This is a genomic window from Piscinibacter defluvii, assembly GCF_004011805.1.
Classification (GTDB): domain Bacteria; phylum Pseudomonadota; class Gammaproteobacteria; order Burkholderiales; family Burkholderiaceae_C; genus Piscinibacter; species Piscinibacter defluvii.
The window spans coordinates 34,205-59,309 of the sequence record NZ_RCHJ01000026.1 but is presented as its reverse complement, the minus strand read 5'-3'; the positions used below and the strand labels follow the sequence as shown (position 1 = coordinate 59,309).

Annotated in this window: 23 protein-coding genes; 11 read left to right on the top strand and 12 right to left on the bottom strand. The window is 71.1% G+C overall.

Annotated features, from left to right (window positions below; translation table 11 throughout):
• Positions 1-72: 72 nt before the first annotated feature.
• Positions 73-1,005: a LysR substrate-binding domain-containing protein gene (locus D9C15_RS28820; RefSeq protein WP_128002688.1), complete on the top strand. Its 933-nt coding sequence runs from the start codon at positions 73-75 to the stop codon at positions 1,003-1,005.
• Between the two features lie 9 nt (positions 1,006-1,014).
• Here the strand turns inward: D9C15_RS28820 and D9C15_RS28815 are convergent, their stop codons facing one another.
• The 10 genes from D9C15_RS28815 to D9C15_RS28770 are packed head-to-tail and all read right to left on the bottom strand — an operon-like array spanning position 1,015 to position 11,201.
• A complete protein-coding gene (locus D9C15_RS28815) occupies positions 1,015-2,172 on the bottom strand; it encodes an iron-containing alcohol dehydrogenase family protein (protein WP_128002686.1) in 1,158 nt (385 codons plus the stop codon).
• Positions 2,173-2,182: 10 nt separating this feature from the next.
• On the bottom strand, positions 2,183-3,124 hold the full coding sequence (locus D9C15_RS28810) for an electron transfer flavoprotein subunit alpha/FixB family protein (protein WP_128002684.1): 942 nt from the start codon (positions 3,122-3,124) through the stop codon (positions 2,183-2,185).
• Position 3,125: 1 nt separating this feature from the next.
• Positions 3,126-3,875, bottom strand: a complete 750-nt coding sequence (locus tag D9C15_RS28805; protein ID WP_128002681.1) for an electron transfer flavoprotein subunit beta/FixA family protein — start codon at positions 3,873-3,875, stop codon at positions 3,126-3,128.
• 4 nt (positions 3,876-3,879) lie between these two features.
• The gene (locus tag D9C15_RS28800) at positions 3,880-5,316 is read right to left on the bottom strand and encodes an aldehyde dehydrogenase family protein (RefSeq protein WP_128002679.1); all 1,437 of its coding nucleotides are present in this window, start codon (positions 5,314-5,316) and stop codon (positions 3,880-3,882) included.
• Positions 5,317-5,329: 13 nt separating this feature from the next.
• Positions 5,330-6,112 carry an enoyl-CoA hydratase/isomerase family protein gene (locus tag D9C15_RS28795; RefSeq protein WP_205854937.1) on the bottom strand — a complete coding sequence of 261 codons (783 nt, stop codon included), beginning with the start codon at positions 6,110-6,112 and terminating at the stop codon, positions 5,330-5,332.
• Between the two features lie 6 nt (positions 6,113-6,118).
• Positions 6,119-7,342 carry an acyl-CoA dehydrogenase family protein gene (locus D9C15_RS28790; RefSeq protein WP_128002675.1) on the bottom strand — a complete coding sequence of 408 codons (1,224 nt, stop codon included), beginning with the start codon at positions 7,340-7,342 and terminating at the stop codon, positions 6,119-6,121.
• Between the two features lie 19 nt (positions 7,343-7,361).
• The gene (locus tag D9C15_RS28785; RefSeq protein WP_128002673.1) at positions 7,362-7,832 is read right to left on the bottom strand and encodes a MaoC/PaaZ C-terminal domain-containing protein; all 471 of its coding nucleotides are present in this window, start codon (positions 7,830-7,832) and stop codon (positions 7,362-7,364) included.
• Positions 7,833-7,840: 8 nt separating this feature from the next.
• Complete coding sequence (locus D9C15_RS28780; RefSeq protein ID WP_375138828.1) at positions 7,841-9,001, bottom strand: thiolase C-terminal domain-containing protein; 1,161 nt, start codon at positions 8,999-9,001, stop codon at positions 7,841-7,843.
• Between the two features lie 2 nt (positions 9,002-9,003).
• On the bottom strand, positions 9,004-9,423 hold the full coding sequence (locus tag D9C15_RS28775; RefSeq protein WP_128002669.1) for a Zn-ribbon domain-containing OB-fold protein: 420 nt from the start codon (positions 9,421-9,423) through the stop codon (positions 9,004-9,006).
• Positions 9,420-11,201 (bottom strand): thiamine pyrophosphate-binding protein, encoded by a 1,782-nt coding sequence (locus D9C15_RS28770; protein WP_128002667.1) that lies wholly within the window; start codon positions 11,199-11,201, stop codon positions 9,420-9,422. Before D9C15_RS28770 ends, D9C15_RS28775 begins: the two co-directional genes overlap by 4 nt.
• A 260-nt stretch (positions 11,202-11,461) precedes the next feature.
• Here D9C15_RS28770 and D9C15_RS28765 point away from each other — a divergent pair, with 260 nt between their 5' ends.
• The 4 genes from D9C15_RS28765 to D9C15_RS28750 all read left to right on the top strand — a co-directional run bounded on the left by D9C15_RS28765 (position 11,462) and on the right by D9C15_RS28750 (position 14,620).
• A complete protein-coding gene (locus D9C15_RS28765; protein ID WP_128002665.1) occupies positions 11,462-12,355 on the top strand; it encodes an NAD(P)-dependent oxidoreductase in 894 nt (297 codons plus the stop codon).
• A gap of 8 nt (positions 12,356-12,363) precedes the next feature.
• Positions 12,364-13,209: an NAD(P)-binding domain-containing protein gene (locus D9C15_RS28760; protein ID WP_128002663.1), complete on the top strand. Its 846-nt coding sequence runs from the start codon at positions 12,364-12,366 to the stop codon at positions 13,207-13,209.
• Positions 13,210-13,288: 79 nt separating this feature from the next.
• Positions 13,289-14,068: an SDR family NAD(P)-dependent oxidoreductase gene (locus tag D9C15_RS28755; RefSeq protein WP_240668635.1), complete on the top strand. Its 780-nt coding sequence runs from the start codon at positions 13,289-13,291 to the stop codon at positions 14,066-14,068.
• 9 nt (positions 14,069-14,077) lie between these two features.
• The gene (locus D9C15_RS28750; RefSeq protein WP_128002659.1) at positions 14,078-14,620 is read left to right on the top strand and encodes a DUF2889 domain-containing protein; all 543 of its coding nucleotides are present in this window, start codon (positions 14,078-14,080) and stop codon (positions 14,618-14,620) included.
• Here D9C15_RS28750 and D9C15_RS28745 read toward each other — a convergent pair.
• Entirely contained in the window at positions 14,617-15,390 is a 774-nt protein-coding gene (locus D9C15_RS28745) for an SDR family oxidoreductase (protein WP_128002657.1), read from the bottom strand. The two genes, D9C15_RS28750 and D9C15_RS28745, sit on opposite strands and share 4 nt — an antisense overlap.
• A gap of 203 nt (positions 15,391-15,593) precedes the next feature.
• On the opposite strand from D9C15_RS28745, the gene tcuA reads away from it, so the two are divergent.
• From tcuA to D9C15_RS28715, 6 genes are all read left to right on the top strand, one after another.
• Positions 15,594-17,015 carry an FAD-dependent tricarballylate dehydrogenase TcuA gene (gene tcuA / locus D9C15_RS28740; RefSeq protein ID WP_128002655.1) on the top strand — a complete coding sequence of 474 codons (1,422 nt, stop codon included), beginning with the start codon at positions 15,594-15,596 and terminating at the stop codon, positions 17,013-17,015.
• Positions 17,002-18,180 carry a tricarballylate utilization 4Fe-4S protein TcuB gene (tcuB, locus tag D9C15_RS28735; protein ID WP_128002653.1) on the top strand — a complete coding sequence of 393 codons (1,179 nt, stop codon included), beginning with the start codon at positions 17,002-17,004 and terminating at the stop codon, positions 18,178-18,180. The genes tcuA and tcuB overlap by 14 nt, the downstream gene beginning before the upstream one ends.
• Positions 18,173-19,858 carry an FAD-dependent oxidoreductase gene (locus tag D9C15_RS28730; RefSeq protein WP_128002651.1) on the top strand — a complete coding sequence of 562 codons (1,686 nt, stop codon included), beginning with the start codon at positions 18,173-18,175 and terminating at the stop codon, positions 19,856-19,858. The genes tcuB and D9C15_RS28730 overlap by 8 nt, the downstream gene beginning before the upstream one ends.
• A 13-nt stretch (positions 19,859-19,871) precedes the next feature.
• Positions 19,872-20,807, top strand: coding sequence for a LysR family transcriptional regulator (locus D9C15_RS28725; protein WP_128002649.1), 936 nt, complete (start codon positions 19,872-19,874; stop codon positions 20,805-20,807).
• A 137-nt stretch (positions 20,808-20,944) separates the two neighbouring features.
• The gene (locus D9C15_RS28720) at positions 20,945-21,913 is read left to right on the top strand and encodes a Bug family tripartite tricarboxylate transporter substrate binding protein (protein WP_164886901.1); all 969 of its coding nucleotides are present in this window, start codon (positions 20,945-20,947) and stop codon (positions 21,911-21,913) included.
• Position 21,914: 1 nt separating this feature from the next.
• On the top strand, positions 21,915-22,985 hold the full coding sequence (locus tag D9C15_RS28715) for a zinc-binding dehydrogenase (protein WP_128002645.1): 1,071 nt from the start codon (positions 21,915-21,917) through the stop codon (positions 22,983-22,985).
• Here the strand turns inward: D9C15_RS28715 and D9C15_RS28710 are convergent, their stop codons facing one another.
• Positions 22,986-25,067, bottom strand: a complete 2,082-nt coding sequence (locus D9C15_RS28710) for an acetate--CoA ligase family protein (RefSeq protein WP_128002643.1) — start codon at positions 25,065-25,067, stop codon at positions 22,986-22,988.
• Between the last annotated feature and the right edge of the window lie 38 nt (positions 25,068-25,105).

The following is a 25,105-nucleotide window of genomic DNA, read 5'->3' as shown; positions in this document are numbered from 1 at the left end:
AAGTCGAGTTGGCTTTTGTGGCGCCAGAGGAAACTTCGGCTTACCGTGGGCCCGGCGTACACTGCCGCGTCCATGGAACTCCGCCACCTGCGCTACTTCATCGCCGCTGCCGAAGAGGAGCATTTCGGCCGCGCGTCGGACCGGCTGCACGTGACCCGGCCGGCGGTCTCGCAGATCATCGCGGACCTGGAAGAGGAGATCGGCACCCTGCTGTTCGAGCGCCTCGCGCACCGCGTGCGCCTGACGGCCGCAGGCCGCTCGCTGCTGCCGCAGCTGCAGGCGGTGATGGTGCAGCTCAACGATGCGCTGGTGCAGACCAAGCGGGTCGGCGAGGGCCGCACGGGCTCGCTGAACATCGGCTACGGCTCGCTCACCTTGCTGCACCCGATGTTCCGCGCCGCGGTCAAGGCCTACCGGGAAACCTACCCGGACGTGGATCTCGTGCTGATCGAACTGCCGACGACGCTCCAGCCCAAGGCGCTGGCCGAACGGCGTATCCACGCCGGCTTCATGCACATCGGGCCCGGCCGGTCGCTCGCGCACGCGCGTCGTGGCGCGGCGGTGCAGGGAAACGAGCAGACGGTGCTCGACTGGTACCGCATCCAGACCGGTGGCCTTGGCGTGGCGATGGCCAACGACCACCCCCTGGCCCGGCGCAAGACACTCTCGATCGCCGACCTGGCCACCGAGGATTTCGTCGTCGTGCCCAACTCGAGCAGCAGCCCCGGCTACGGTCCGCTGTACGCTCTGTGCAAGAAGGCCGGCTACGAGCCGCGCGTGGTGCAGGAGGTCAGCACCATCTCGTCGCAGCTGAACCTGATCTCGGTGGGCATGGGCATCGGCCTGGCGGTGATCGGCAAGAACTTCAGCTACCCGCAGGGGCTCACGGTGATTCCATTGAGCGACGTGAACTACACGACAAGCTACGTGTTCGCCTGGGTCAAGGGTCAGAAGGATCCGTCGCTGGACCGGATGATCGACATCATCAAGTCGCTGTCGAAGTGACGCTCCCGGTCACCACGCGGCTTCGAGCAGGCCGAGCAGCGTGGCGGTGTCGGCAATCGGGCGGGCGTTGCGGCCGATGAACCAGTCCGTCATCGCTGCCTCGGCGATCGGCACCAGGTCGCCGCTGCCCACGCCGATCTCGCGCAGGCAGCGCGGCACAGGCAGCGCGCGCAGCAGAGCCTCGACCCGTTCGTCCGACGACTGACCGGGTTGAGCGCCCGGCACGGCGGCCAGGGCCTCCAGCACGGCGCCGGCGCGCGAGCGGGTCACGGGGGCATTGAAGCGCATCGTGTGCGGCAGCACGATCGCGCCGACGAGGCCGTTGGCCACGTGGCTGCGCTTGCCGATGGCGTGGGCGAGCACCGATGCGACGCCGGTGCCGCCTTGCTCCGTGCCGCGACCGCACAGGATGGCCGCGACCACGAGCCGCTCGCGGCGTTCGGCCTCGTCGCTCTCGCCAGGCGCGAGCCCCTGCGCGATCAGTCGCAGGGCCTGCATCAGCGAGGCTTCGGAGAACGGGTCGCAGCCCGGCGATTCGAGCGCCTCCACGGCGTTGGAGAGCGCGTTCAGCGCGGCGCTGCGGACCAGCTCGTCCGGCGCGGTCTGGACGAAGGCCGGATCGATGATCAGCGCCCGGGCGCGGGTCTTCGGGTCGAACAGCGCGAGGCGCTGCCCGTCATCGCCGTGCACGGCCGTCCCGCCCTTGGCGAAGGCGGTGCTCGGCGTGGTCGGCACCGCGAAGATCGGCAACTTGGGTGCGGCCAGGCGCGGGCTCTCGAAGCGGCCGTCCGGCAGGCGCCGGGTGCAGAGTTCGGTGAGCGGTCGCCGCTCGCCGGCGAGGATGGCGGCGGCACGCGCGGTGACGGCGGCCGAGCCGCCGCCGACGGCGACGATCGCATCGGCCTTCAGTTCGTCCAGCGCCCGCACCGTCTCCTCGACCGCCGACACCGGGCTGTGCTCGCGCGCCGTCATCGAGAGGCCGGCCCAGGCCTCGCCCAGGGCCGCGCGTAGCGCCTCCATCTCGGGGCTGCGGCCGACCGTGCGCCCACTCACCACGAGGGCGCGCCGGCAGCCGGCGCGATCGAGCTCGCGCTTCAGCGCCGCGAGCGCAGCGTCGCCGTGGTGGACACGCAGTTCGGTCGCGAGATGCTGGTAGGACATCGGCATGCGGCCGCGCTCAGAGTGCGCCAACCAGTTGCGGCACGGCCTCGAACAGATCGGCCTCCAGGCCGTAGTCGGCGACGCTGAAGATCGGCGCCTCGGGGTCCTTGTTGATCGCCACGATCACCTTGGAGTCCTTCATGCCGGCCAGGTGCTGGATCGCCCCGCTGATGCCGCAGGCCACGTACAGCTGCGGCGCGACGATCTTGCCGGTCTGCCCGACCTGCCAGTCGTTGGGCGCATAACCCGCATCCACCGCGGCGCGGCTGGCGCCCAGCGCGGCACCGAGCTTGTCGGCCAGCGGCGTGAGCACCTCGTTGAACTTCTCGCTGCTGCCCATCGCCCGTCCGCCCGAGACGATGATCTTGGCCGCGGTCAGCTCGGGCCGGTCGCTCTTGGCGATCTCGCTGCCGAGGTACTTGCTCTTGCCGCTGTCGGTCACCGCGGGGATCGTCTCGATGGCGGCGCTGCCGCCCGGGGCCGCAGGGTCGAAGCCGGTGGCCCGCACGGTGATCACCTCGCCGGCGGCCTGGCTCTGCACGGTGGCGATGGCGTTGCCGGCGTAGATCGGGCGCTCGAAGGTGTCGGGGCTCACGACCTTGGAGATCTCGCTGATCTGCGCGACATCCAGCTTCGCGGCCACGCGCGGGGCGACGTTCTTGCCGTGCGCGGTGGCCGGGAAGAGGACGTGGCTGTAGTTCCCGGCCGCATCACCCAAGAGCGCCAGCACCTGCGCGGCGACGTTCTCGGCGAGCTGCTCCCCGAGGCTGGCGCCGTCGGCATGCAGCACCTTGGCGACGCCGGCGATCCGGCTGGCGGCCTGGGCGGCGCCGGCGGCGTTCTCGCCGGCGATCAGCACGTGGACCTCGCCGCCGAGTTGCACTGCGGCGGTGACGGTGTTCAGGGTGGCGCCCTTGAGGGTGCCGTGGTCGTGTTCGGCAATGACGAGAGAAGCCATCTCAGATCACCTTCGCTTCGTTCTTGAGCTTCGCGACCAGCGTGGCCGCGTCGGGCACCTTGACGCCGGCACCGCGCTTGGGCGGCTCGCTGACCTTCAGGGTCTTCAGGCGCGGCGTGACGTCCACACCCAAGTCGACCGGCTTGAGCAGCTCGAGCGGCTTCTTCTTGGCCTTCATGATGTTGGGCAGGGTGACGTAGCGCGGTTCGTTCAGGCGCAGGTCGGTGGTGACGATGGCCGGCAGGCTGATGGAGATGGTCTCGAGGCCGCCGTCGACTTCGCGCGTCACCTTGGCGCAGCCGTCGGCGACTTCCACCTTCGACGCAAAGGTGGCCTGCGGCAGGTCGGCCAGCGCGGCGAGCATCTGGCCGGTCTGGTTGCAGTCGTCGTCGATGGCCTGCTTGCCGAGGATGACGAGGCCGGGTTGTTCCTTGTCGACCAGGGCCTTGAGCAGCTTGGCCACGGCCAGGGGCTGCAGTTCTTCCGTGGTCTCGACCAGGATGGCGCGGTCGGCGCCGATCGCCATCGCGGTGCGCAGCGTCTCCTGGCAGGGGGTAACGCCGCAGGAGACCGCGATGATCTCGGTGGCTGCACCCTTCTCCTTCAGCCGCACCGCCTCCTCGACGGCGATCTCGTCGAAGGGGTTCATCGACATCTTCACGTTGGCGATGTCCACGCCGGTGCCGTCGGACTTCACGCGAACCTTCACGTTGTAGTCGACGACGCGCTTCACTGGGACGAGGATCTTCATCGTGTCAGGCCGTCAGACTCACCATCCGCATCTCGCTCATCTCGTGCACCGCGTAGCGCGGGCCTTCACGGCCGAAGCCCGAGTCCTTGGTGCCGCCATAGGGCATCAGGTCGACCCGCGAGCTGGAGGTCTCGTTGATGTGCACGCCGCCCACATGCAGGCGGCGCACGGCCTTCATCGCGAAATCCAGCCGGTTGGTGAAGAAGCCGGTGGCCAGGCCATACGGCGTCGAGTTCACGCGTGCGATCGCCTCGTCGATGCTGTCGAAGGGCTCGATCGACATCACCGGACCGAACACCTCCTGGCAGCTTACGTCGCAATCACGCGGCACGTCCGCGAGCAGGGTGGGCGGGATCATCGCCCCCTGGCGCGGGCCACCGGCCAGCACGCGCGCGCCGCGGCTGGCGGCACGTTGGATCCAGCCGTCGATGCGTTGGGCGGCTGCCTCGCTGATCACCGGGCCGACCTGGGTCTTCGCATCGTGCGGGTCACCATACGGCAGCGCGCGGACGGCCGCCGCCAGCCGCGCCTGCACCTCCTCGAGCCGGCTGCGCTCGACCAGCAGGTTCTGGATCGAGGTGCAGACCTGCCCGGCCTTGCGGTAGCCGGCGCCGACGATTTTCGGGATCGCCGCATCGAGGTTCGCATCGGCGCACAGCACCGTGAAGGCGATGGAGCCGAGTTCCATCTGCGTGCGGCGCAGGCCGGCACGGCGCTGGATGTCGCGGCCCACCTCGGTGCTGCCGGTGAAGGCGAAGAAGCGGATCGCCGGCTCGTCGATCAGCGCCTGCGCCACCGCCGCGCCGCCGTGCAGCACGGCGATCAGCCCGGGCGGCAGGCCGGCATCGAGCAGCGCCTGGGCCAGCAGGTTGGCGGTGTACGGCGTGCTGCTCGAGGGCTTGACCACCACCGCGTTGCCGGCGGCCAGCGCCGGTGCGATCTTGTGCGCCACGGTGTTGACCGGCGCATTGAACGGCGTGATCGCGCACACCACGCCCAGCGGCACGGGGATCGTGAAGCCGAGCCGGCCGCCCTGCTGCGGCGCGCCTTCGAGCGGGATCATCTCGCCGGTCAGCCGCCGCGCTTCTTCGGCAGACAGGCGGAAGGTCTGCACGCAGCGCTTGAGTTCGCCCTGCGCATCGGTGAGCGTGAAGCCCGCCTCGCTGCGCATCACCTCGACCAGCATCTCGCTGCGGCCCTCGATCAGTCCCGCGGCCCGGTCCAGGATCGCACCGCGCTCGTAGGGCGTCAGGCCGGATTGCTCGTAGGCCGCCTGGGCGGCGGCCACCGCCTCGTGCACCTGCTCGCGCGAGGCGAGGTGCAGCCGGGCGCAGGGCACGAGCCGGTACTTGTCCAGCACCTCGGCCTGCTCGACGCCGTCGTGCCATTGCCCGCCGATCAGCAGGCGCACCTCGGTGAGTTCTCGTTCGGATGGCTTCATGTCCTCGGCTTTCTCAGGTCCCGGTGAAGTCCGGGTCGCGGCGGGCGGACGAAGCCTCCACGCCTTCCTTGTAGTCGTTGGTCTCGCGCAGCCAGTTCTGCTCGAAGGCCTCGCGTTCGGTGGCGACGCGGAACTCCGCGATCAGCCCGGCGTTCAAGGTCTCGCGCGTGGCCTGCACCGACAGCGGCGCCGCCTTGGCGATCTCGCGCGCCATCTCGATGGCCACCGCGCGCACCTGGCTTTGCTCGACCAGCCGGTCCGCCAGGCCGATCGCAAACGCCTCCTCGCCGCCGATGCGCTGGCCGGTCAGCATCAGCCAGCGCGCCTTCTGGTGGCCGACCAGGCGCGGCAGGGTCACCGTCAGGCCGAAACCCGGGTGGAAGCCGATGGCGGTGAAGTTGGCCGCGAAGCGCGCCTCCGCGCAGGTGACGCGGAAGTCCGGGAACACCGCGAGGCCGAGCCCCGCGCCGATCGCCGCGCCCTGCACCGCGGCGACGATGGGCTTGCGCGTGGCGATGAGCCGGCGCGCTTCCTTGTAGGGATGGCGCTTGGCCGGCACGAACTTCTCGCCACGCGCCTCGGTCTCGAGCCGCTGCTTCAGGTTGCCACCGGCGCAGAAGTGCTTGCCTTGCGCTGCCAGCACCACCGCGCGGCACTGCGGGTCGCGGTCCAGTTCCTCCAGCGTCGTGGCCAGGTTGCCGAGCAGTTCCACGTCGAGAAAGTTGTTCGGCGGGCGCCGCATCTCGACGATCGCGACGTGCCCGTCCAGGTCGACCCCGATGTCTTCGAAGGCCATGATGCTTCAGCGCTCCGCCGCGGCCACGTCGGCCTGCCGCATGTCGCGCAGGCCGGTCCTGCCGTGATGACGGTCGGCGGCCTTGTAGCCCAGCGCATCCTCGGCAATGATGATCTTCTGCACGTTGGCCGAGCCTTCGCCGTTGTAGAGCATGTCGGCGTAGACGCGGTACCAGGACACGCGGTACTCGCGCGCCAGCCCGTAGCCGCCGAAGATCTGCTGCGCCTTGTCCGCGCACATCTTGCAGGTCTGCGAGGCGTGGTACTTGGCGATCGAGGCGATGCGGTTGGACGGCTGGCCGTTGTCCATCGCCCAGGCGGCGCGGTAGACCAGGCCACGGCTGGCCTCGATGGCGGTGGCCATCTCGGCGATCGAATCCTGGATCATCTGGTAGCGGCCCAGCGGCTGCTGGCGCACCGTGCGCTCGTTGGCGTAGCGCGTCGCCTCCTCGAAGCAGGCCTGCGCCAGGCCCAGGCACTTGGCCGCCACGTTCAGCCGCCCGGGCTGCAGGGCGCGCATGATGATCTTGGCGCCTTCGCCCTCCTCGCCGAGTCGATTCTCGACCGGCACGACGAAGTCGTCCAGAAAGACGATGTTGGTGCGGAAGGCCTTCGACATGCCGAGCATGTCGATCGGCTGCGCCTTGAAGCCGGGGTACTTCTTCGGCTCGACGATGAAGGCCGTCACCCCCTTGGCGCCGGCATCGCGGTCGGTCTTGGCCATCAGGATGCCGACGTCGGTCTCGTTGGCGATCGAGGCCCACATCTTCTGCCCGCTGATGCGGTAGACGTCGCCATCGCGCTTCGCGAAGGTCTTCATCGCGATCAGCGCGTCGGAGCCGCTGTCGGTCTCGGAGAGCGACATCATGCCGATGGTCTTGCCGGCCAGCAGGTTGGGCACGTACTTGTCCACCTGCTGCGGCGTGCCCGCGAGGTAGATCGCCGACGGGCAGGTGCCGCCCTGCTGGTTGTTGCACGAGGTGAAGCGCACCTCCTGGCGCGACATCTCCTCGATGATCACCACCGCGGCCATGTAGCCCATGTTGCTGCCGCCGACGGACTCCGGGAACACCGCGCCGTACAGGCCGGCCTCGCCGGCCTTGCGCACCAGCTCACGCGGAAACTCGCCGCGTTTCTCGAAGCCCTCCATCACGGGGACGACCTCGTTGGCCATGAAGCGCGACACCATGTCGCGCACCGCTTCGATGTCGGGGGAGATGCTGAAATCCATGGGCTTGTCCTCTTGCGAATCAGGGTGCGGGGCGGCGCCGGTACATCAGGGTCGTCCTCATCGTCTGCACGGCGCTGCCGTCCTGCTTGACGATGCGGCGGTCGAACACGACGACGCCGCGGTCCGGCTTGCTGGTTTCCTTCTTGCTCGCGACGCGGGCGACGAGGTGGATCGTGTCGCCGTGCTTGACCGGCCCGACGAGCCGCCATTCGTCGACGCCGAGCATCGCGAGGATGGTTCCTTCGTTGACCCCCGAGGCGTGCCACAGGCCGCCGGCGATGGCGTAGATCAGCGGCCCGTGCGCGATCGGCTCGCCGAACGGCGTGCCGCGGCAGTACTCGAAGTTGGTGTGGATCTCGTTGAAATCGCCCGAGATGCAGGCGAAGTTGACGATGTCGGTGCTGGTCACCGTGCGCGCCGGGGTGTGCAGCTCCTCGCCGACGGTGAAGTCCTCGAAGTAGCGGCCGCGCGGGGCGTGGGTCGTGTGCATGGTGTTCCTCAACCCGGAGCGTTGCCGAGCAGCAGCGTGCAGTGCGAGGACAGGATGCCGCCCTCGTTGTGCACCAGGCCCACCTCGGCGCCTTGCACCTGGCGCGCGCCGAGCCCGCCGCGCAACTGCCGCACCACCTCGACGATGCCGAGGATCGCGCCGGCCGCGCCGGCGTGGGCGTGCGAGAGCATCCCGCCGTTGGTGTTGACCGGCAGCCGGCCGCCGAGGTGCGCATGGCCGTCGGCGAAGAACGCGCCGCCTTCTCCGGGTGCGACGAAGCCGAGTTCCTCGAGCTCGAGGATCGGCACGATCGTGAAGCAGTCGTAGAGCTGGGCGAGGTCGACGTCGGCCGGGCAGAGCCCGGCCATCGCGTAGGCCGCGCGGCCCGATTCGGCGGCGCCGAAGTGCGTCAGGTCCGGCGCGCACAGCAGGTGTTCGTGCGTGTGCATCTCGCCGATGCCCAGCAGGTAGGCCGGCCGCTGCTTCAGGTCACGCGCCCGCGACGCCGACGTGACGACGAAGGCGCCGGCGGCGTCGGAGATGATGCAGCAGTCGAGCATGCCCAGCGGCTCGGCGATGCGCTTGGACGAGAGCACCTGCTCGATCGTCAGCGGCGTCTTCATCTGCGCCTGCGGATGCAGCAGCGCGTGGGCGCGGGTGTTGACCGCGACGCTCGCGAGCTGCTCGCGCTTGGTGCCGTGCTCGTGCATGTGGCGCTGCGCCACCATCGCGTAGAAACCGGGGATCGAGGCGCCATAGGGCTTCTCGAACTGCGGGTGGCCGACATTGGTCAGCACCGCGATGGCCGCCTCGCGGCCCAGGCCGGTGGCGCGGTTCTCGCCGGCGCATACGAGCACGGTCTCGGCCGTGCCCGAGGCAATCGCCTGCGCCGCGTGCCGCAGCATGATGCCGGGGCTCGCGCCGCCGGCCACCATCGAGGCGCACATCCGCGGCTTCAGGCCCATGTACTCGCACAGCGAGGCGCCGAGCATGGTGTACGGCTCGGTGAAGGAGTAGGCGGTCAGCAGGCCGTCGATGTCAGTCGGCTTCAGGCCGGCGTCGTCCAGCGCGCGACGGCAGGCCTGGGCGTTCAGGCCAAGGCCGGAGAGGTTCGGCACCTTGCCGATGTCCGACTCGCCGACGCCGACGATGGCGACCTGGTTCTTCAGTGTCACGGCTGCACGCGCATGAACTGCGGAACCACCGCCGACTCGCCGCGGCGCTCGAAGCTCAGCTGCACCCGGTCGCCGATCGCGGCCTCGAGCGCACCGGGGCCGACGAGGTTGGCGAACATGCGCGGCCCCTCGGCAAGGTCGACCAGCGCGATCACGTAGGGCGCGATGCCGGCGAAATCCGGCGTCGGCGCACGGTGCACCACGCTCAGGCTGTAGACGGTGCCGGCGCCGCTGCACTCGATCCACTCGAGCTCGTCGGACCAGCAGGCCGGGCACTGCCCGCGCGGCATGAAGTGGCGCTGGCCGCAGGCCCGGCACTGGCGCACGACGAGACGCCGCTCGGCCGCGGCCGCCCAGTAGGCGCGCGAGTCCGCGTTCGGCTCGGGAACCGGCAGCGGGAGTATCTGGACGCTCATGCGACCCACGGCTTGCCGAACGCCGGTTCCTTGAACGGCGTGGGCGGCAACTGCCAGGTGCCGGTGGACGGCGGCCGCACGTCGGCATCGACGTGCACGTCGATCACGCAGGGGCGGCGGTTGCGCACCGCCTGGGCCACCGCGTCGCCGAGATCCTGGCTGCGCGTCACGGTCACGCCGTCGGCGCCACAGGCGCGCGCCCAGGCGGCGAAGTCCGGGTTGTAGCGTTCGCCGCCGGGGCCCTGGGCGCTCTTGTAGAACGCGGTGCCGATCTCGCGGCCGCCGAACATGCCGTGCTGGATGTCGCGTATCGCACCCCAGGCGAAGTTGTTCCAGACGATCCACACGCAGGGCAGGCCGTACTCCACCGCCGTGCACAGCACGTACGGCGTCATCGTGAAGCCGCCGTCGCCGACCACGGCAACGCAGGGCCGGTCCGGCGCGGCGAGCTGCGCGCCGAGCACGCCGCAGACACCGAAGCCCATCGACGAATAGCCCCAGCTGTTGAGCATGCTCTGCGGGCGGCGCGGCTTCCAGAACTGCATGAACCAGTTGTGGTGCACGCCGGAATCGAGCGAGAGGATCACGTCGTCCGGCAGCACGTTCTGCAGGGTGCCGACCACGTACTCGGGCCGGATCGGCGTGGTGATCTGCGAGAACGCCGGCCGCACGAAGGCCTCCCACTCCTGCTGCCAGTGCGCCACCTGCTCGCGCCAGCCGGCGTAGGTGGCGCCGTCGAAGCCACCGGCCGCGTTGACTGCGGCGAGCAGTTGCTCGCAGAACACCTTGCAGTCGGCCACCACGCCGACGGTGGGCGGGTAGTTGCGGCCGAGCTCCTGCGGATCGATGTCCACGTGCACCAGCTTGGTCTTCGGGAAGTTCCACGAATAGCCTGGATGCCAGCTGGAGGAGGAGCGGTCGTCGAAGCGGGTGCCGACCGTCAGCACGAGGTCGGCATGCCGGCCCGCCTGGTTGGCCGGGTAGGCGCCGTTGCGGCCGATGAAGCCGAGGGTCTGCACGTCGTCGGCCGGCACGCAGCCCATGCCGTTGGGCGAGGTGATCACCGGCACGCCCAGGCGCTGCGACAGCGCCGTGAGCGCCGGGCCGGCCTCGGCCAGCGCGACGCCGTGACCGATGAAGAACACGGGCCGGCGCGCCTCCTTCAGCAGCGCGGTGATCGTCGCGAGGTCGGCCGCCGAGGCGGCCGGCCGGTGCACGCCCAGCACGTGCGAGGGCGGCGGCACGGTGGCCGCGGCGTCCTCTTCCTGATAGACGTTGTAGGGCACGTCGAGGTTCACCGGCCCGGGGCGGCCGGTGACCATGGTGTCGAAGGCCTGGCGCAGCGCGAGCGGCAGCATGTCCACCCGCGAGGGCTGGAAGCTGCGCTTGACCACCGGCCGAAGCACCGACGGGAAGTCGGCCTGGTTGTGCTTGTACAGCTCCTGGAACGGCGCCCGGTTCATCTGCGAGGTGGGCACGTTCGAGGTGATCGCGAGGAAGGCCGAGGAATCGGACAGCGCCGTCGCGAGCGACATCACCATGTTCGCCGAGCCGGGCCCGGTGGAGGTGAGCGTGGCCACCGGCGCGTGCCGCACGCGGAAGTAGGCATCGGCCATGTGGCCGGCGCACTGCTCGTGGCGCGGCGAGACGAGCTTCACCTTGTCGCGCACGCCGTGCAGCGCATCGAGCATGCCCACGTTGCCGTGGCCGCAGATGCCGAACACGTAGGGCACGTTCTGCTGCACCAGATACTGCGCGATGATCTCGCTGCCCTTCATGTCTCGCCTTTCGTTGGAATGCATCCGCGCGCCCAGCGCCGACGGTCACCCACTGTGCCGGCCCGCCCGGTCAGCGTCCAGACACTTCTTCTGGCGCTTACGGTCAGCGGCGCTAACCACCCTAAGTTGAGTCAGATCGGCTTACCGTCCGGACAAAAAAGTCGACTCGACGCGACGGCGACCGGCGCAGAACAATGCCCCGAGGTGAATGCTGCGCACCTCTGCCGGCAACTCCTTTCCTGATAGCACCGAAGGCACACATGAGAGTCGGATACGTCGGTCTGGGCGCGATGGGCGGCGCACTCGCGTCGCACCTGGTGCGCAAGCACGCGCTCGGGGTGCTCGACCTGAATCCCGCGGTGGTGGCGAGCTTCGTCGAGCGCGGTGCGCGCGCGGCCGAGAACGGCGCCGACCTGGCACGCCGCAGCGAGGTGGTGCTGCTGTGCCTGCCGCGCAGCGCCGATGTGCGCAACGCGCTGTTCGGCCCGAACGGCCTGGCCGAAGGCCTGCTGCCCGGCAGCGTGGTGATCGACCAGACCAGCGGCCTGCCGAGCGAGACACGCGAGTTCGCGCGCCTGCTGCAGGCCCGTGGCGTGACCTTGCTCGATGCCCCCGTGTCCGGCGCGATGGCCACCGCGGTTGCCGGCACGGTGTCGATCATCGCGTCGGGCGAGCGCGCCGCCTTCGAGCGGGTGCGTCCGCTGCTGACGGACATGAGCCCGAACCTGTTCTACGTCGGCGAGACGGTCGGCAACGGCCAGACCATGAAGGCCGTCAACAACATGATGAACGCGAGCTGCCGCCTCGCCACGCTCGAGCTGGTGGCGCTGGGCCGCAAGTCCGGCCTGTCGCTCGAGACCATGATCGAGGCCCTGAACGCGACCACCGCACGCAACTTCACGACGCAGGGCATGCTGCCGGCGATCGCGCAGGGCCGGCAGTCGACGAAGTTCGGCCTCGCACTGCAGGTCAAGGACGTCAACCAGGCCGTCGCGATGGGGGGCGAGCGCGGCGTCACGATGCCCTTGTGCAGCCTGGCCGCGGGCATGCTGCAGATCGGTCTGAACACGCTGGGCCCGGGCTCGCAGCTCGAGCAGATGATCGGCGTGGTCGAGGGCATGGCCGCCACCCGCTTCGCCGCGCCGCAGGCCTGAGAACCAGCATGTCGAACACACCCTTGCAGACCGTCGGCCTCGTCGGCCGCACGCCCGTGGCCGCCCTGGTGGCGCGCCGCCTCTCCGACAGCTGCCGCGTGGTCGCGCTCGATGCGCTCGAGGGCGCCGAGCCGGTCGACAGCCTCGCGGCGCTGGGCGCGCGCACGAACCTCGTGCTGCTGGCCGGTGACGGCCTGCCCGCCGGCCTCGCCGCGGCGCTGTCCCCGGGCGCCACCGTGGTCGACCTGATGCCCGGCGACCCGGCGCATGCCCGCCGGCTCGCGGCCGAGTTCGCGCAGCGGGGCATCGCCTTCGTCGACGCGCCGCTGCACTGCGAGCAGCTCGCGGTCTTTCCGGCCGAGGCCGCGATCTTCTGCGGCGGCGCCGCCGCGGCCGTGGCCGACGTGCAGCCGCTGCTCCAACGGCTCGGTGCCCAGGTGCTGGCCTGCGGCGAGCTCGGGTCCGGGCAGGTGATGTATGCGATCGTCGCGGGCATCGCCGCCTGCAACCGGCTCATCAGCTACGAGTGTGCGGCGATGGGCGTGCAGAACGGCCTCACCGTCGCCGACATGGCCACCGTGCTGAACCGCTGCTCGGGCGCCAACAGCGCCACCGCGCGGGTGCTGCCCGTGCTCGTCGCGGGCAGCCGCACGTCGGATGCGCCGCTGGCCACCGTCGCGGGCGAGTTGGCGCTGTGCACGCAGCTCGCGCGCCGCGCCGGCGCGCCGGCACTGCTCGCCCACCAGGCCGCGGCGCAGGTGCTCGCGGCCAGCCGCACGCTCGGCGCCGAGGCGACGCTCGACGACCTCCGGGCCCTGGTGGAACAGGGCTCCGGGATCCGCTTCACCGCATGACGACACACAGGAGATGACATTGGATTCAACCAAGGACCGTGGGACCGGCTGGACGCCCAGGCTCCGCCTCGAGGGCAAGGTGGCCGTCGTCTTCGGCGCCGGCCAGAGCCCCGGCGAAGGGCTGGGCAACGGCCGCGCCGCGGCGATGCGCTTCGCGCGCGAGGGCGCGCGCGTGGTGGCGGCCAATCGCGGCCTCGAGTCGGCCGAGGAGACCGCGGCGCTGATCCGCGCCGACGGCGGCGAGGCGGTCGCCGTGAAGGCCGACGTCACGCAGGAGGCCGACATCATCGCGGCCATCCAGGAAGCGCACCGGCGCTGGGGGTCGCTCGACGTGCTGCACAACAACGTCGGCGTGAGCCTGGGCGGCGGCGACGCCGACCTGATGGAAATCACCGAAGAGCGCTTCGACCACATCTACCGCACCAACCTGCGCGGCACGGCGTTCGCCTGCAAGCACGCGCTGAAGATCATGCGCGAGCAGCGCTCGGGTTCGATCGTCAACGTGTCGTCCGCCGCAGCGGTCGGGCTCTATCCGTACGCGGCCTACAAGGCCACCAAGGCCGGCGTCAACGCGCTGACCGAGCAGCTCGCGCTACAGAACGCGAAGTTCAACATCCGCGTCAACGCCATCCTGCCCGGCCTGATCGACACGCCGATGGCGGTGGCCACGCGCGCGAGCAAGTGGAACCGCAGCCGCGACGACGTGAACGCCGAGCGCAATGCCAAGGTGCCGCTCGGCCGCCAGGGCACCGGCTGGGACGTGGCCAACCTCGCGCTGTTCCTCGCGTCGGAGGAGTCCAGCTTCATCACGGGCGAGTGCATCCTGGTCGACGGGGGCCGCATCCTCAACCGCACCTGAGGCTTGCGCATGCCGCTGCCGCCGCCTGCCGCGCGCCGCGAGGTGCACCAGCGCACGATCGAGATGCAGGCCTTCGCGCGCGCGGACGGGCTGTTCGACGTCGAGGCGCGCCTGATCGACCGCAAGCCGTTCGATTTCGTGCGGCCGAGTTCGCCGCAGCCGGTGCCCGCCGGCGTACCGCTGCACGATCTCTGGGTGCGGCTCACGGTCGACGGCGAGCTCACCGTGCGCGCCATCGCCGCCGCCTCCGACGTGACGCCCTGGGCGCTGTGCCGCGAGGCGGAGGGAACCCTGCAGGTGCTGGTGGGGGAGCGGCTGGCGCGCGGCTGGTCGGCGAAGGTGAAGGAGCGCCTGCGCGGCGCGGCCGGCTGCACGCACCTGATGGAGATGCTGGTGACCATGGGCACCACGGCGCTGCAGGGCATCCGCGGCTCCGACCCGAGCCGCCGCCCCTCGCCCGAAGCCAAGCTCGACAGCTGCTACGCGTACGGCCGCGAACGCTCGGTGATCAGGATGTTATGGCCCGAACACCATCGGCCCCCTTCGGCCTAGAACAAGGCCCCGACCATCCCGCCTTCGACGGCGATGGTGCTGCCCGTCACGAAGCCGGCCTGCATCGACGTGAGGAAGGCCACCACGCCGCACAGCTCGTCCTGCGTGCCCATCCGGCCCAGCGGCGTCATCGCCTGCCGGCGCGCGGTCTGCTCGGGCGTGTAGGCCGCCGCGCCGGTGCGGTGCGAGGTGTCGATCAACGCCGGCGCCACGCAGTTGACGGTCACGCCATGCGCGCCGAGCTCGTTGGCCAGCGTCTTCATGTAGGCCGTCACGCCGGCGCGGAACACGGTGGACAGCGCATGCTTGGCCATCGGCTGCTTGGCCGAGGCCGAGGTCACCGCGACGATGCGCCCCCAGCCCTTGGCCACCATCGCCGGCACCACGCCGTTGACGAGCTGCACCACGCTGCGCAGCTGCACCTGGTAGGCCTCGTCCCAGCGCGGCAGTTCGTTTTCTTCCAGCGCGTCGCGCAGGGGGTTGGGCGGCCGGCCGGTGACGACCACCGCGATGTCCGGCCCCGACAGGCCCGCCAGCACGCTGGCCAGGCGCGTGATGTCGGCCGCCTCCGTCAGGCTGCCGGCCACCGCGGTGGCCGGCACGCCGTGGCGCTCCTCGATCTCGCGGCAGACGGCCTGCAGCTTGTCGGCCGAGCGCGCGAACAGCACCACGTGCGCGCCTTCCGCCGCAAGGGCGAGGGCGATGTTGCGGCCCATGCCGCTGCTGGAGGCCGTGACGAGCGCCACCTTGCCCTTGATGCCGAGATCCACCGCGTGCCTGCCCTGGCCCGAGCGGAAGGTGGGCCGTTGCGCTGGCCACCATGCTACGCACGCACGTCGCGGCGCAACAGCCCGCCACGCGCGCTGGGGCCATCTCGGATCGAGATGGCGGCATGTGCGCAGCGGTCTGGCACCGCTCCCCGCCGGCTCCTAGAGTCGGCGCCGCGCCCGTTGCTCGGGCCGTGGAGGATGGATTGACGGACGTGCTCGTGATCGGCGGCGGCAACGCCGCCTTGTGCGCCGCGCTGATGGCCCGCGAGGCCGGCGCCTCGGTGCTGCTGCTCGAAGGCTCGCCGCGCGAATGGCGCGGCGGCAACTCGCAGCACACCCGCAACCTGCGCTGCATGCACGATGCGCCGCAGGACGTGCTGGTCGAGGCCTACCCCGAGGAAGAGTTCTGGCAGGACCTGCTGAAGGTCACCGGCGGGCGCACGAACGAGGAACTCGCGCGGCTCGTGATCCGCGCCTCGTCGACCTGCCGGCCGTGGATGGTCAGGCACGGGGTGCGCTTCCAGCCCTCGCTCTCGGGCGCGCTGCACACCGCGCGCACCAACGCCTTCTTCATGGGCGGCGGCAAGGCCCTGGTCAACGCCTATTACCGCAGCGCCGAGGCGCTCGGCGTGCAGGTGCGCTACGACAGCCCGGTGCAGCGCCTCGAGCTGCGCGACGGAGCCTTCGTCGCCGCCTGGTCGGGCGGTACCCGCATCGAGGCGAAGACCTGCGTGCTCGCCGCCGGAGGCTTCGAATCCAACCGCGAGTGGCTGCGCGAGGCCTGGGGCGTGGACGAACACGGCGTGAGCCCGGCCGACAACTTCCTGATCCGCGGCACGCGCTACAACACCGGCGAATTGCTGCGTTTCATGCTCGACGCCGGCGCGGAGCCGATCGGCGATGCGACGCAGGCGCACATGGTCGCGATCGACGCCCGGGCGCCGCTCTACGACGGCGGCATCTGCACCCGCATCGACTGCGTCTCGCTCGGCGTGGTGGTCAACCGCGAGGCCCGCCGCTTCTACGACGAAGGCGAGGACTTCTGGCCCAAGCGCTACGCGATCTGGGGCCGGCTGGTGGCGCGCCAGCCCGGGCAGATCGCCTACTCGATCATCGATGCCAAGGCCGTGGGGCGTTTCATGCCGCCGGTGTTCCCCGGCGTGCGCGCCGAATCGCTGCCGGCGCTGGCGCACGCCCTGCAGCTCGACGAAGCCACCTTCATGCAGACGGTCTCGGCCTACAACACGGCCTGCCGCCCCGGCAGCTTCGACCACACGCGGCTGGACGACTGCCGCACCGAGGGGTTGGACCCGCCCAAGACCCACTGGGCCCGGCCGCTCGACACCCCGCCCTTCTTCGGCTACGCGGTGCGGCCCGGCGTGACCTTCACCTACCTCGGGCTGAAGACCGATCGCCAGGCCCGCGTGCAGTTCGGCGGCCGAGCGAGCCGCAACCTGTTCGTGGCCGGCGAGATGATGGCCGGCAACGTGCTCGGCCAGGGCTACACCGCCGGGGTCGGCATGTCGATCGGCACCGCGTTCGGTCGCATCGCCGGGGAGCAGGCCGCGGCGGCCGCGGGCGCCACGGGATTCGCGCAGCGGGAGGCCGAGCATGCAGTCGCTTGAGGACCTGACCCGCGAGGCCGCCGCGCTCGCGGCCAACGAGCCGGCCGCGCGCCGCGCCGCGGACAGCGCGGCGGTGCAGGAGGTGGCGCGCGTGCTGCAGATCTGCAATGCCTGCCGCTACTGCGAGGGCTTCTGCGCGGTGTTCCCGGCCATGACCCGACGGCTCGAGTTCCCCGTCGCCGATGTGCACTACCTCGCCAACCTCTGCCACAACTGCGGCGCCTGCCTGCACGCCTGCCAGTACGCGCCGCCGCACGACTTCGCGCTCAACGTGCCGCGCGCGATGGCACGCGTGCGGCCCGAGACCTATGCCGAGTACGCCTGGCCACCGGCCTTCGGCGCTGCGTACAAGCGCAACGCTCTGGTCCTGGCCGTCGCGCTGGCGCTCGCGCTCACGCTGTTCCTCCTGCTCGGCGCAGCCTCCACCGGCAACCTGCTCGCCGTGCAGGCCGACGCGTCGGCGTTCTACGCCGTGTTTCCGCACGGCCTGCTGGTGGCGCTGTTCCTGCCGGTGTTCGCCTTCGCGGCGCTCGCGCTCGGCCTGGGTGCGCGGCGTTTCTGGCGCGCGGTAGGCGCCGGGCCGTCGAGCTGGCCGGCCAGCGCCGAGGCGACACGGCATGCGCTGACGCTGAAGTACCTCGATGGCGGCCACGGCGAGGGCTGCAACGAGGAGAGCGACCGCTTCACCTTGCAGCGGCGGCGCTTCCACCACCTGACCTTCTACGGCTTCATGCTCTGCTTCGCCTCCACCGGCGTGGCCACCCTCTACCACTACGCGCTCGGCCAGCCGGCACCCTACGGCTTCACCAGCCTGCCCAAGCTGCTGGGCGTGCCCGGCGGCGTGGCGCTGACGGCGGGCACCGCGGGCCTGCTGTGGCTGCAATGGCACCGCCACGCACTGCAGCGGGCACCCGAGCAGCGGCCGATGGACCTCGGCTTCATCGGCCTGCTGCTGCTCACCGCCGTCAGCGGCCTCGGGCTCGCGTTCTCGCACGCCAGCGCCGCGCTGACGCCGCTGCTGTGCCTGCACCTTGGCGCGGTGATGGCGCTCTTCCTCACCCTGCCGTACGGCAAGTTCGCGCACGCGGTCTACCGCGGCGCGGCGCTGTTGAAGTGGTCCATCGAGCGGCGCCAGCCGAGCGCGCTGAAGCTGGGCGATGACTGAGGCCGACACGCCCGACCTCATCGTGCTCGGCGCCGGCGCGGCCGGCATGGCGGCCGCCTGCACCGCCGCAGCGCTCGGCCGGCGCGTGCTGCTGCTCGAACACGGCGATCGCGTCGGCGGCACCACGGCGATCTCCGGCGGCATGGTGTGGATCCCGGCGAACCACAAGATGGCCGAGGCCGGCCTGCCCGACAGCCCGGCGCAGGCGCGCACCTACCTCGCGGCGACGGTGCCCGGCGCGGACGACGATCGGCGGCTCGCGACCTTCCTCGCGCGCGGCGACGAGGCGATCCGCTTCCTCGAGGCGCACACCGCGCTGAAGTTCCAGCCGGTGCGCCGCTACCCCGACTACTACCCCGAGCAACCCGGTGCCAGCGCCGGTGGCCGGGTGCTCGAACCGGTGCCTTTCGACGGCCGGGAACTGGGCCCGGACTTCGCCCGCTTGCGCGACCCGCTGCCCGAGTTCATGCTCTTCGGCGGCATGATGATCAGCCGCGAAGACCTGCCGGTGCTGCGCCGCGTGACCCGCTCGCCGGCGGCGCTGTGGCATGCGGCCCGGCTCGCCGCGCGTTATGCCCGCCAGCGCCTGCAGGCGCACCGTGGCACCGCGCTCTACCTCGGCAATGCGCTGGCCGCAAGGCAGTTTGCCTCGCTGCGGCAGCTGAAGGTCGACCTGCGGCTGGGCGCACGCGTGGAGCGGCTGCTGACGCAGAACGACCGGGTCGTCGGTGTCGTCCTCCTGCAGAGTGGCCAGCCGCGAGAATTGAAGGCCCCGCTGGGCGTGGTCCTCGCCACCGGCGGGCTGTCGCAGCACAAGAGCCTGCGCCGGCCCTATGTGCCGGACGGCGCTGGCGACCTGTCGGCCACCGCGGCCACGGGCGCCTCGCTCGGCGGCGCACGGCTGGCGCTCGATGCCGGCGCCCATCTCAGTCCGACCGGCCGGCCCCTCGCGTTCTGGGTGCCGGCCTCGGTAGGCCCACGCGCGGACGGCTCGACGGCCATCTTCCCGCACACCGTGACCGACCGGGCCAAGCCCGGCCTGATCGCGGTGAACCGCGACGGCCGGCGCTTCGTCAACGAGGCGGTGTCTTACCACGAGTTCGTGCGCGCCCAGCTGCGCGATGCGCAGCGCAACGTGCCCGCCTGGCTGGTGTGCGACAGCCGCTTCCTGTGGAAGTACGGCCTCGGCCGGGTGCGGCCGTTCGCGCTGTCGCTGCGCACCTTGCAGGAAAGCGGCTATCTGCACAGCGCCGCGACCCTCGAAGCACTGGCCGGGCGCATCGGCGTGCCGGCCGGTGCGTTTGCTTCCACGGTCGAGCGATTCAACCGCGATGCCGCCCAGGGTCACGACCCCGAATTCGGCCGCGGCGCCGACATCTACCAGCGCCACCTCGGCGACGCCGAGCAGCTGCCCAACCCATGCGTCGCGCCGATCCTGCGCCCGCCATTCCACGCGGTGGCGGTGCAACCCGCCGACCTCGGCATGGCCGCGGGCGTGATGACCGATGAACACGCGCGGGCATTGCGCGCCGATGGCACGGCGATCGACGGCCTGTACGCCTGTGGCAACGACATGCACTCGGTGATGAACGGCGCCTACCCCGGCCCCGGCATCACGCTCGGGCCGGCGCTGGTGTTCGGCTACCTGGCCGCGCGACACGCCTGCGGCGAGGCCTGAGACACTCCAACGCATGGAACTGCGCCAGCTGCGCTACTTCGTGCGCATCGTCGAGTGCGGCAGCCTCACGCGCGCGGCGGCGGAGCTCGAGGTGGCGCAGTCGGCGCTCAGCCTGCAGATCTCGCGGCTGGAATCCGAACTGTCGACGCGGCTGCTGCGCCGTACCAGCCAGGGCACGCTGCCCACCGAGGCCGGCCTCGCGTTCTTCCGCGAGGCGCAGCTGACCCTGCGGCATGCCGACGAGGCGGCGCGGGCCGCGCAGCAGGCGCGGCTGATGGGCTCGGTCAGCGTCGGGCTGGCGCCGACGGCCTGCTCGGTGCTCGGGCTGCCGCTGATCCTGACACTGCGCGAGAAGTACCCGGACGTGCGGCTGCAGCTCGTCGAGAGCCTGTCCGGCCACCTCGCCGGGATGCTCAATGCGCGCCAGCTCGACCTGGCGGTGCTGTACGGCACCCACCCGGCCCGGCGCTGGAGCACGACGCCGCTGCTGGACGAGCGGCTCTACCTGATCCAGTCCGCCCGGCGGCCGCTGCGGCCGACCGGCGAGCGCGGCATCGCGCTGACCGACCTTGACGGTGTGCCGCTGATCCTGCCGAGCGCCGGCCACGGCCTGCGCAATGCGCTCGACGCGGCGTTCACGCGCCACGGCCTGCGGCCCGTGCTGGCGGCGGAGATCGATTCGCTGGCCACGCTGATGGACGCGGTCGATGCGGGCCTGGGCGCGACCATCCAGCCCTGGGCCGCGACACGCCGCTACGCCGACGCGGACACGCGCTTTCGCCTCACCGAGATCGTCGAGGGCGAGGCGATCCGGCGCAGCTACCTGTGCAGCCTCTCCAACGACGAGCTCTCGCCCGCGGCGCTGGCGGTGCGTGTGGTGCTCGCCGCCTGCGCGCGCGAGCTGGTCAAGAGCGGCGCCTGGGTCGGCGCGCGGCTGAGCCCGTCCTGATCGGCGGCGCTGGAAAGCGCTCCTTACCCTTGCCCGAAGAAAATGCGACTGGCCTGAACCCGGACGCGACCGCAGACTGGCGTCCCGCCCATCGAGGCGACCCGACCCCGATGCAACGGGGCTCCCCGGAGACGAAGATGTTCAAGCGCGCGTTTCTTGCCCTCGCACTGTCGCTGGCCCTGGTGCCGGCCGCCCGGTCCCAGACCTGGCCCGACAAGCCCGTCAAGGTGATCCTGCCCTTTCCCACCGGCACCGGGCCGAACACCGTGATGCGGCTGGTGGCCGAGCGCCTCGCGCGGATCTGGGGCCAGCAGGTCATCATCGAGAACCGCGCCGGCGCCAACGGCTGGATCGCGATGGAAGCGGCCAAGCGTGCCGCCCCCGACGGCTATACGCTGCTGCAGGCCGACGCGCCGCCGATCACCGTGGCGCCCCACTTGTGGAAGAAGCTGCCCTACGACCCGGTGAAGGACTTCGAGCCGGTGGCGGGCCTCTATCGCACCTACTACTTCGTGACGGTGGCGGCCGACTCGAAATGGAACACCGTCGGCGAGCTGGTCGCCGCCGCCAAGGCCAACCCCGGCGGGCTCAGCTACGGCTCCTCGGGCAACGGCGGCAACCTGCACCTCGGCGGCGCGATGATGGAGCGCGCCACCGGCACGAAGATGCTGCACGTGCCGTTCAAGGAGACGACGCAGATCTACATCGCCGTCAATACCGGCGACATCAGCTGGGCGGTGGGCACCGCCTCGACCACGCAGCCGATGCTCAAGGCGAACAAGGTCAAGTACCTCGCGATCACGGCGCCCAGGCGCAGCCCGCTGTTCCCCGAGGTGCCGACGGTCGCCGAATCGCAGGGGCCGGCGAACTACGAGCTTCAGACCTGGGTGGCGCTGTATGCGCCGGCCGGCGTGCCCAAGGCCATCACCACCAAGATCAATGCCGACGTGAACCGCGTACTGCAGGACCCCGAGGTGCGCAGCTACTTCGGCAAGGTCGGCTTCGACGCGCTGGTGCAGACCCCCGCCGAGGTGCAGGAGATGGCACGCAAGGACTCGGCGATGTTCAAGGACGTCGTGAAGGACTTGAACATCTCTCTCGATTGACATGCGCGGTGTCGTGTTCCGCGGCGAGCGGCAGCTGGAGCTGCTCTCCTTCGACGACCCGGTGCCGGGCGACGACGAGGTGGTGCTCGAGATCAAGGCCTCGGGCTTCTGCGGCAGCGACCTGCACCACTACCGCGGCCCGCGCGGCGCCTCGCTGATGGGCAAGAGCCCGGCCTTCCTGGCCGAGCACGGGCTGAGCCTGGACGATCCGATCATCGCCGGGCACGAGCCCTGCGGCGTGATCGCGGAACTCGGCAGGAACGTCGATGCGCGCAGCTTCCGCCGCGGCGACCGCGTCGCCGTCTACCACTACGCCGGCTGCTGCCACTGCGAACCCTGCCGCAGCGGCTGGGTGCAGATGTGCGACCGCGGCTCGACCGTGTTCGGCCACACCGCGCATGGCGCGCACGCACCCTACATGCGCGTGCCGGCGCGCGCGCTGATCCACTTGCCGCCGGAGATCGGCTTCGCGGCCGGCGCGGCCATCGCCTGCGGCACCGGCACCGCCTATGCAGCGCTCGAGCGCCTCGAGCTCAGCGCGCGCGACACCCTGGCCGTGTTCGGCATGGGCCCGGTGGGGCAGTCCGCCATCCAGCTCGCCGCCGCGATGGGCGTACGCGCCTTTGCCGTCGACGTGTCGGACGAGCGTGTCGCCACCGCGCTGCGCTTCGGGGCCGCGCAGGCCATCAACTCGAGCCAGGCCGATGCGGTGGAAGCCATCCACCAGTGGACGCAAGGCCGCGGCGCGACGGTGGCGCTCGACTGTTCCGGCGTGGCCGCCGCGCGCGAGGCCGCCGTGCGAAGCACCTCGAACTGGGGCCGCGTCGCCTTCGTCGGCGTGGGCGGCGGGGTCAGTCTCGATGCCTGGCCCGACCTGATGCTGCGCCAGCGCACCGTGATCGGCCACTGGACCTTCTCCGACACCGGCCTGGCGCGCTGCGTGCGCTTCGTCGCCGAACACGGCGTGGACCTCGAGCGGCAGTTCACCGACCGCTGGACGCTCGCCGACGCCGAACTCGCCTACCGCCGCTTCGACACGCAGACCTCGGGCAAGGCCTGCTTCGAATTCTGATCAGGCCGCGGCCACGGCCAGCGCGTCGACGACGTGCAGGCCGCCGCCCTGCGCATGCACGATGACCGGGTTCAGCTCGAGCTCGTTGAGGTCCGGGCAGGCGAGGAACAGATCGCCCAGCCGCACCGCCGCCCGCACCAGCGCCTCGACGTCCGCGGCCGGCCTGCCGCGGAAGCCCTTCAGCAGGGTCGCCAGCTTGAGCCGCGCAATCGCCGAATGCACCTGCTGCGGCGAGGCCGGCAGCGCGAGGTGCGCGATGTCGCGGTACAGCTCGATCGCGACCCCGCCGCTGCCGATCGACATGATCGGCCCGAAGTCCGTCTGGCGCAGGAACGAGACCACCACCTCGACACCCTCACCGGCCATCTCCTGCACCAGGATGCCGGCGCCGGGCTTGCCCATGCGGGCGCGGAAGTCGGCGGCGATCGTGTCCACCTCCTGCGGCGAGCCGACCCGCAGCTTCACGAGCCCGAGCTCGCTCTTGTGCTCGGCATCGTCGGGCAGCACCTTGACGACGAGCGGGCAGCGCAGGTCCGCGCAGGCCTGCGCGGCGCGCTCGCCCGGCGCGAGGATGCGCCAGGGCGCGGGCGTCGCGCCCGCGTCCTCGCAGAAGGCCATCATCGACGGCCAGTCTCGAGGCGCCGCGCGGCGCGCCGGCAGCTCGTGCGCGGCGGGGGGCGCGAGCGCCTGCCCGGCGCGCAGCCGGTACAGCATCGAGAGCGCGCTCATCGTTGCCGCGGGCTCGGGCGAGAGCAGCACGCCCGCGGCACGGAACGACTCGCGCGTCGCGCCGGGCAGGGTGTCACCGACGAAGCTGACGATCACCGGCAGCTCGGCCGCCAGCTGCTTGTAGACCTCGCCGTCCTCCTGCAGGTACTTGCGGCCGCTGTTGGCGTGCTGCACCACCAGCGCCTCGGTGCGCGGGTCGCCCGCCACCGCCGTGGCGGTGTCGCGGAACAGGTTCTTCACGCTGTTGATCTGCCCGGTCAGGTCGATCGGGTTCTCCTTGCGCGCGAACTGCGGCAGCAGCGCCTGCAGGCGCTCGGCCGTGGCCGGGCTGAAGTGCGCCATCGGCACGCCTTGTTCGCTGCTGTGGTCGGCCAGCAGGGCGGCGGCACCGCCGGAGGAGCTCAGCATCGAGACGCCGCCCTGCGCGTCGCCGCTCGTGCGCGGCAGCGGCATGAAGGCCAGCACCTCCACGGCCCAGAGCAGTTCGGCGAGGTTGTTCAGAAAGACCACGCCGGCCTGGGCCAGCACGTCGGCATACACCGCATGCGCCGAGGCGATCTTGCCGGTGTGCGAGGCGGTGGTCTGCTGCCCGAGTTCGGAGCGCCCCGCCTTCAGCACCACGATGCGCACGCCTTGCTGTCGCGCCCGCTCGGCGATGCGCAGGATGCGCGCCCCGCCCTGAAGCCCCTCGAGGTAGAGCGCGACGACACGCACGTCGTCCTGCTCGACCAGCCACTCGAGCGCATCGAGCGCGTCGAACACGCTCTCGTTGCCGACGCTGACCATGTACGAGCAGCCCAGCCCGCTGCGGTGCAGCGAGCCGCACAGCGCGCCGGCCAGCGCCCCGCTCTGGCTGACGATCGCGATCGGCGCATGCCGCGCATGGTCGAGGTTCAGCGCCGCGGGGCTGTAGGTCAGCATCGCGCGCTGGCGCACCGACCACAGGCCCTGGCAGTTCGGCCCGATCACAGTGACGCCGTGGCGCCGTGCCGCCTCGGCCAGCTGCACCGCCAGTGCCTGGCCTTCGCTGGACTCCTCGAAGCCGGCGCTGAACACGATGGCGTTGCGCGTGCCCTTCGCGCCGCATTCGTCGATCAACGCTGGCACGGTGGCCGCCGGCGTGATGATCAGCGCCACGTCCGGCACTTCGGGCACCTCGGCGAGGCTGCGGTAGGCGGTCAGGCCCTCGACTTCGCCGTGCGTCGGCGTCACCGGGTAGATGCGGCCTTCGAAGCCGTGCTTGATCAGCACCCGCATCAGCGAGTTGCGCGGGTTGCCCGGCTTCGGCGAGGCGCCGATGACCGCGACGCTCGCGGGGCGGAACAGGCGGTCGAGGCTGTGGTCGTGCAGCATCTTCGAGAGACTTTCAGGGGTTTCGGGTTGGTGCGGCC

What these genes read in the sequence shown, in the direction of transcription:
- D9C15_RS28820 (WP_128002688.1), top strand. Translation starts at nt 73, where the DNA reads ATGGAACTCCGCCACCTGCGCTACTTCATCGCCGCTGCCGAAGAGGAG.
- D9C15_RS28815 (WP_128002686.1), bottom strand. Translation starts at nt 2,172, where the DNA reads ATGCCGATGTCCTACCAGCATCTCGCGACCGAACTGCGTGTCCACCAC.
- D9C15_RS28810 (WP_128002684.1), bottom strand. Translation starts at nt 3,124, where the DNA reads ATGGCTTCTCTCGTCATTGCCGAACACGACCACGGCACCCTCAAGGGC.
- D9C15_RS28805 (WP_128002681.1), bottom strand. Translation starts at nt 3,875, where the DNA reads ATGAAGATCCTCGTCCCAGTGAAGCGCGTCGTCGACTACAACGTGAAG.
- D9C15_RS28800 (WP_128002679.1), bottom strand. Translation starts at nt 5,316, where the DNA reads ATGAAGCCATCCGAACGAGAACTCACCGAGGTGCGCCTGCTGATCGGC.
- D9C15_RS28795 (WP_205854937.1), bottom strand. Translation starts at nt 6,112, where the DNA reads ATGGCCTTCGAAGACATCGGGGTCGACCTGGACGGGCACGTCGCGATC.
- D9C15_RS28790 (WP_128002675.1), bottom strand. Translation starts at nt 7,342, where the DNA reads ATGGATTTCAGCATCTCCCCCGACATCGAAGCGGTGCGCGACATGGTG.
- D9C15_RS28785 (WP_128002673.1), bottom strand. Translation starts at nt 7,832, where the DNA reads ATGCACACGACCCACGCCCCGCGCGGCCGCTACTTCGAGGACTTCACC.
- D9C15_RS28775 (WP_128002669.1), bottom strand. Translation starts at nt 9,423, where the DNA reads ATGAGCGTCCAGATACTCCCGCTGCCGGTTCCCGAGCCGAACGCGGAC.
- D9C15_RS28770 (WP_128002667.1), bottom strand. Translation starts at nt 11,201, where the DNA reads ATGAAGGGCAGCGAGATCATCGCGCAGTATCTGGTGCAGCAGAACGTG.
- D9C15_RS28765 (WP_128002665.1), top strand. Translation starts at nt 11,462, where the DNA reads ATGAGAGTCGGATACGTCGGTCTGGGCGCGATGGGCGGCGCACTCGCG.
- D9C15_RS28760 (WP_128002663.1), top strand. Translation starts at nt 12,364, where the DNA reads ATGTCGAACACACCCTTGCAGACCGTCGGCCTCGTCGGCCGCACGCCC.
- D9C15_RS28750 (WP_128002659.1), top strand. Translation starts at nt 14,078, where the DNA reads ATGCCGCTGCCGCCGCCTGCCGCGCGCCGCGAGGTGCACCAGCGCACG.
- tcuB (WP_128002653.1), top strand. Translation starts at nt 17,002, where the DNA reads ATGCAGTCGCTTGAGGACCTGACCCGCGAGGCCGCCGCGCTCGCGGCC.
- D9C15_RS28730 (WP_128002651.1), top strand. Translation starts at nt 18,173, where the DNA reads ATGACTGAGGCCGACACGCCCGACCTCATCGTGCTCGGCGCCGGCGCG.
- D9C15_RS28725 (WP_128002649.1), top strand. Translation starts at nt 19,872, where the DNA reads ATGGAACTGCGCCAGCTGCGCTACTTCGTGCGCATCGTCGAGTGCGGC.
- D9C15_RS28720 (WP_164886901.1), top strand. Translation starts at nt 20,945, where the DNA reads ATGTTCAAGCGCGCGTTTCTTGCCCTCGCACTGTCGCTGGCCCTGGTG.
- D9C15_RS28715 (WP_128002645.1), top strand. Translation starts at nt 21,915, where the DNA reads ATGCGCGGTGTCGTGTTCCGCGGCGAGCGGCAGCTGGAGCTGCTCTCC.
- D9C15_RS28710 (WP_128002643.1), bottom strand. Translation starts at nt 25,067, where the DNA reads ATGCTGCACGACCACAGCCTCGACCGCCTGTTCCGCCCCGCGAGCGTC.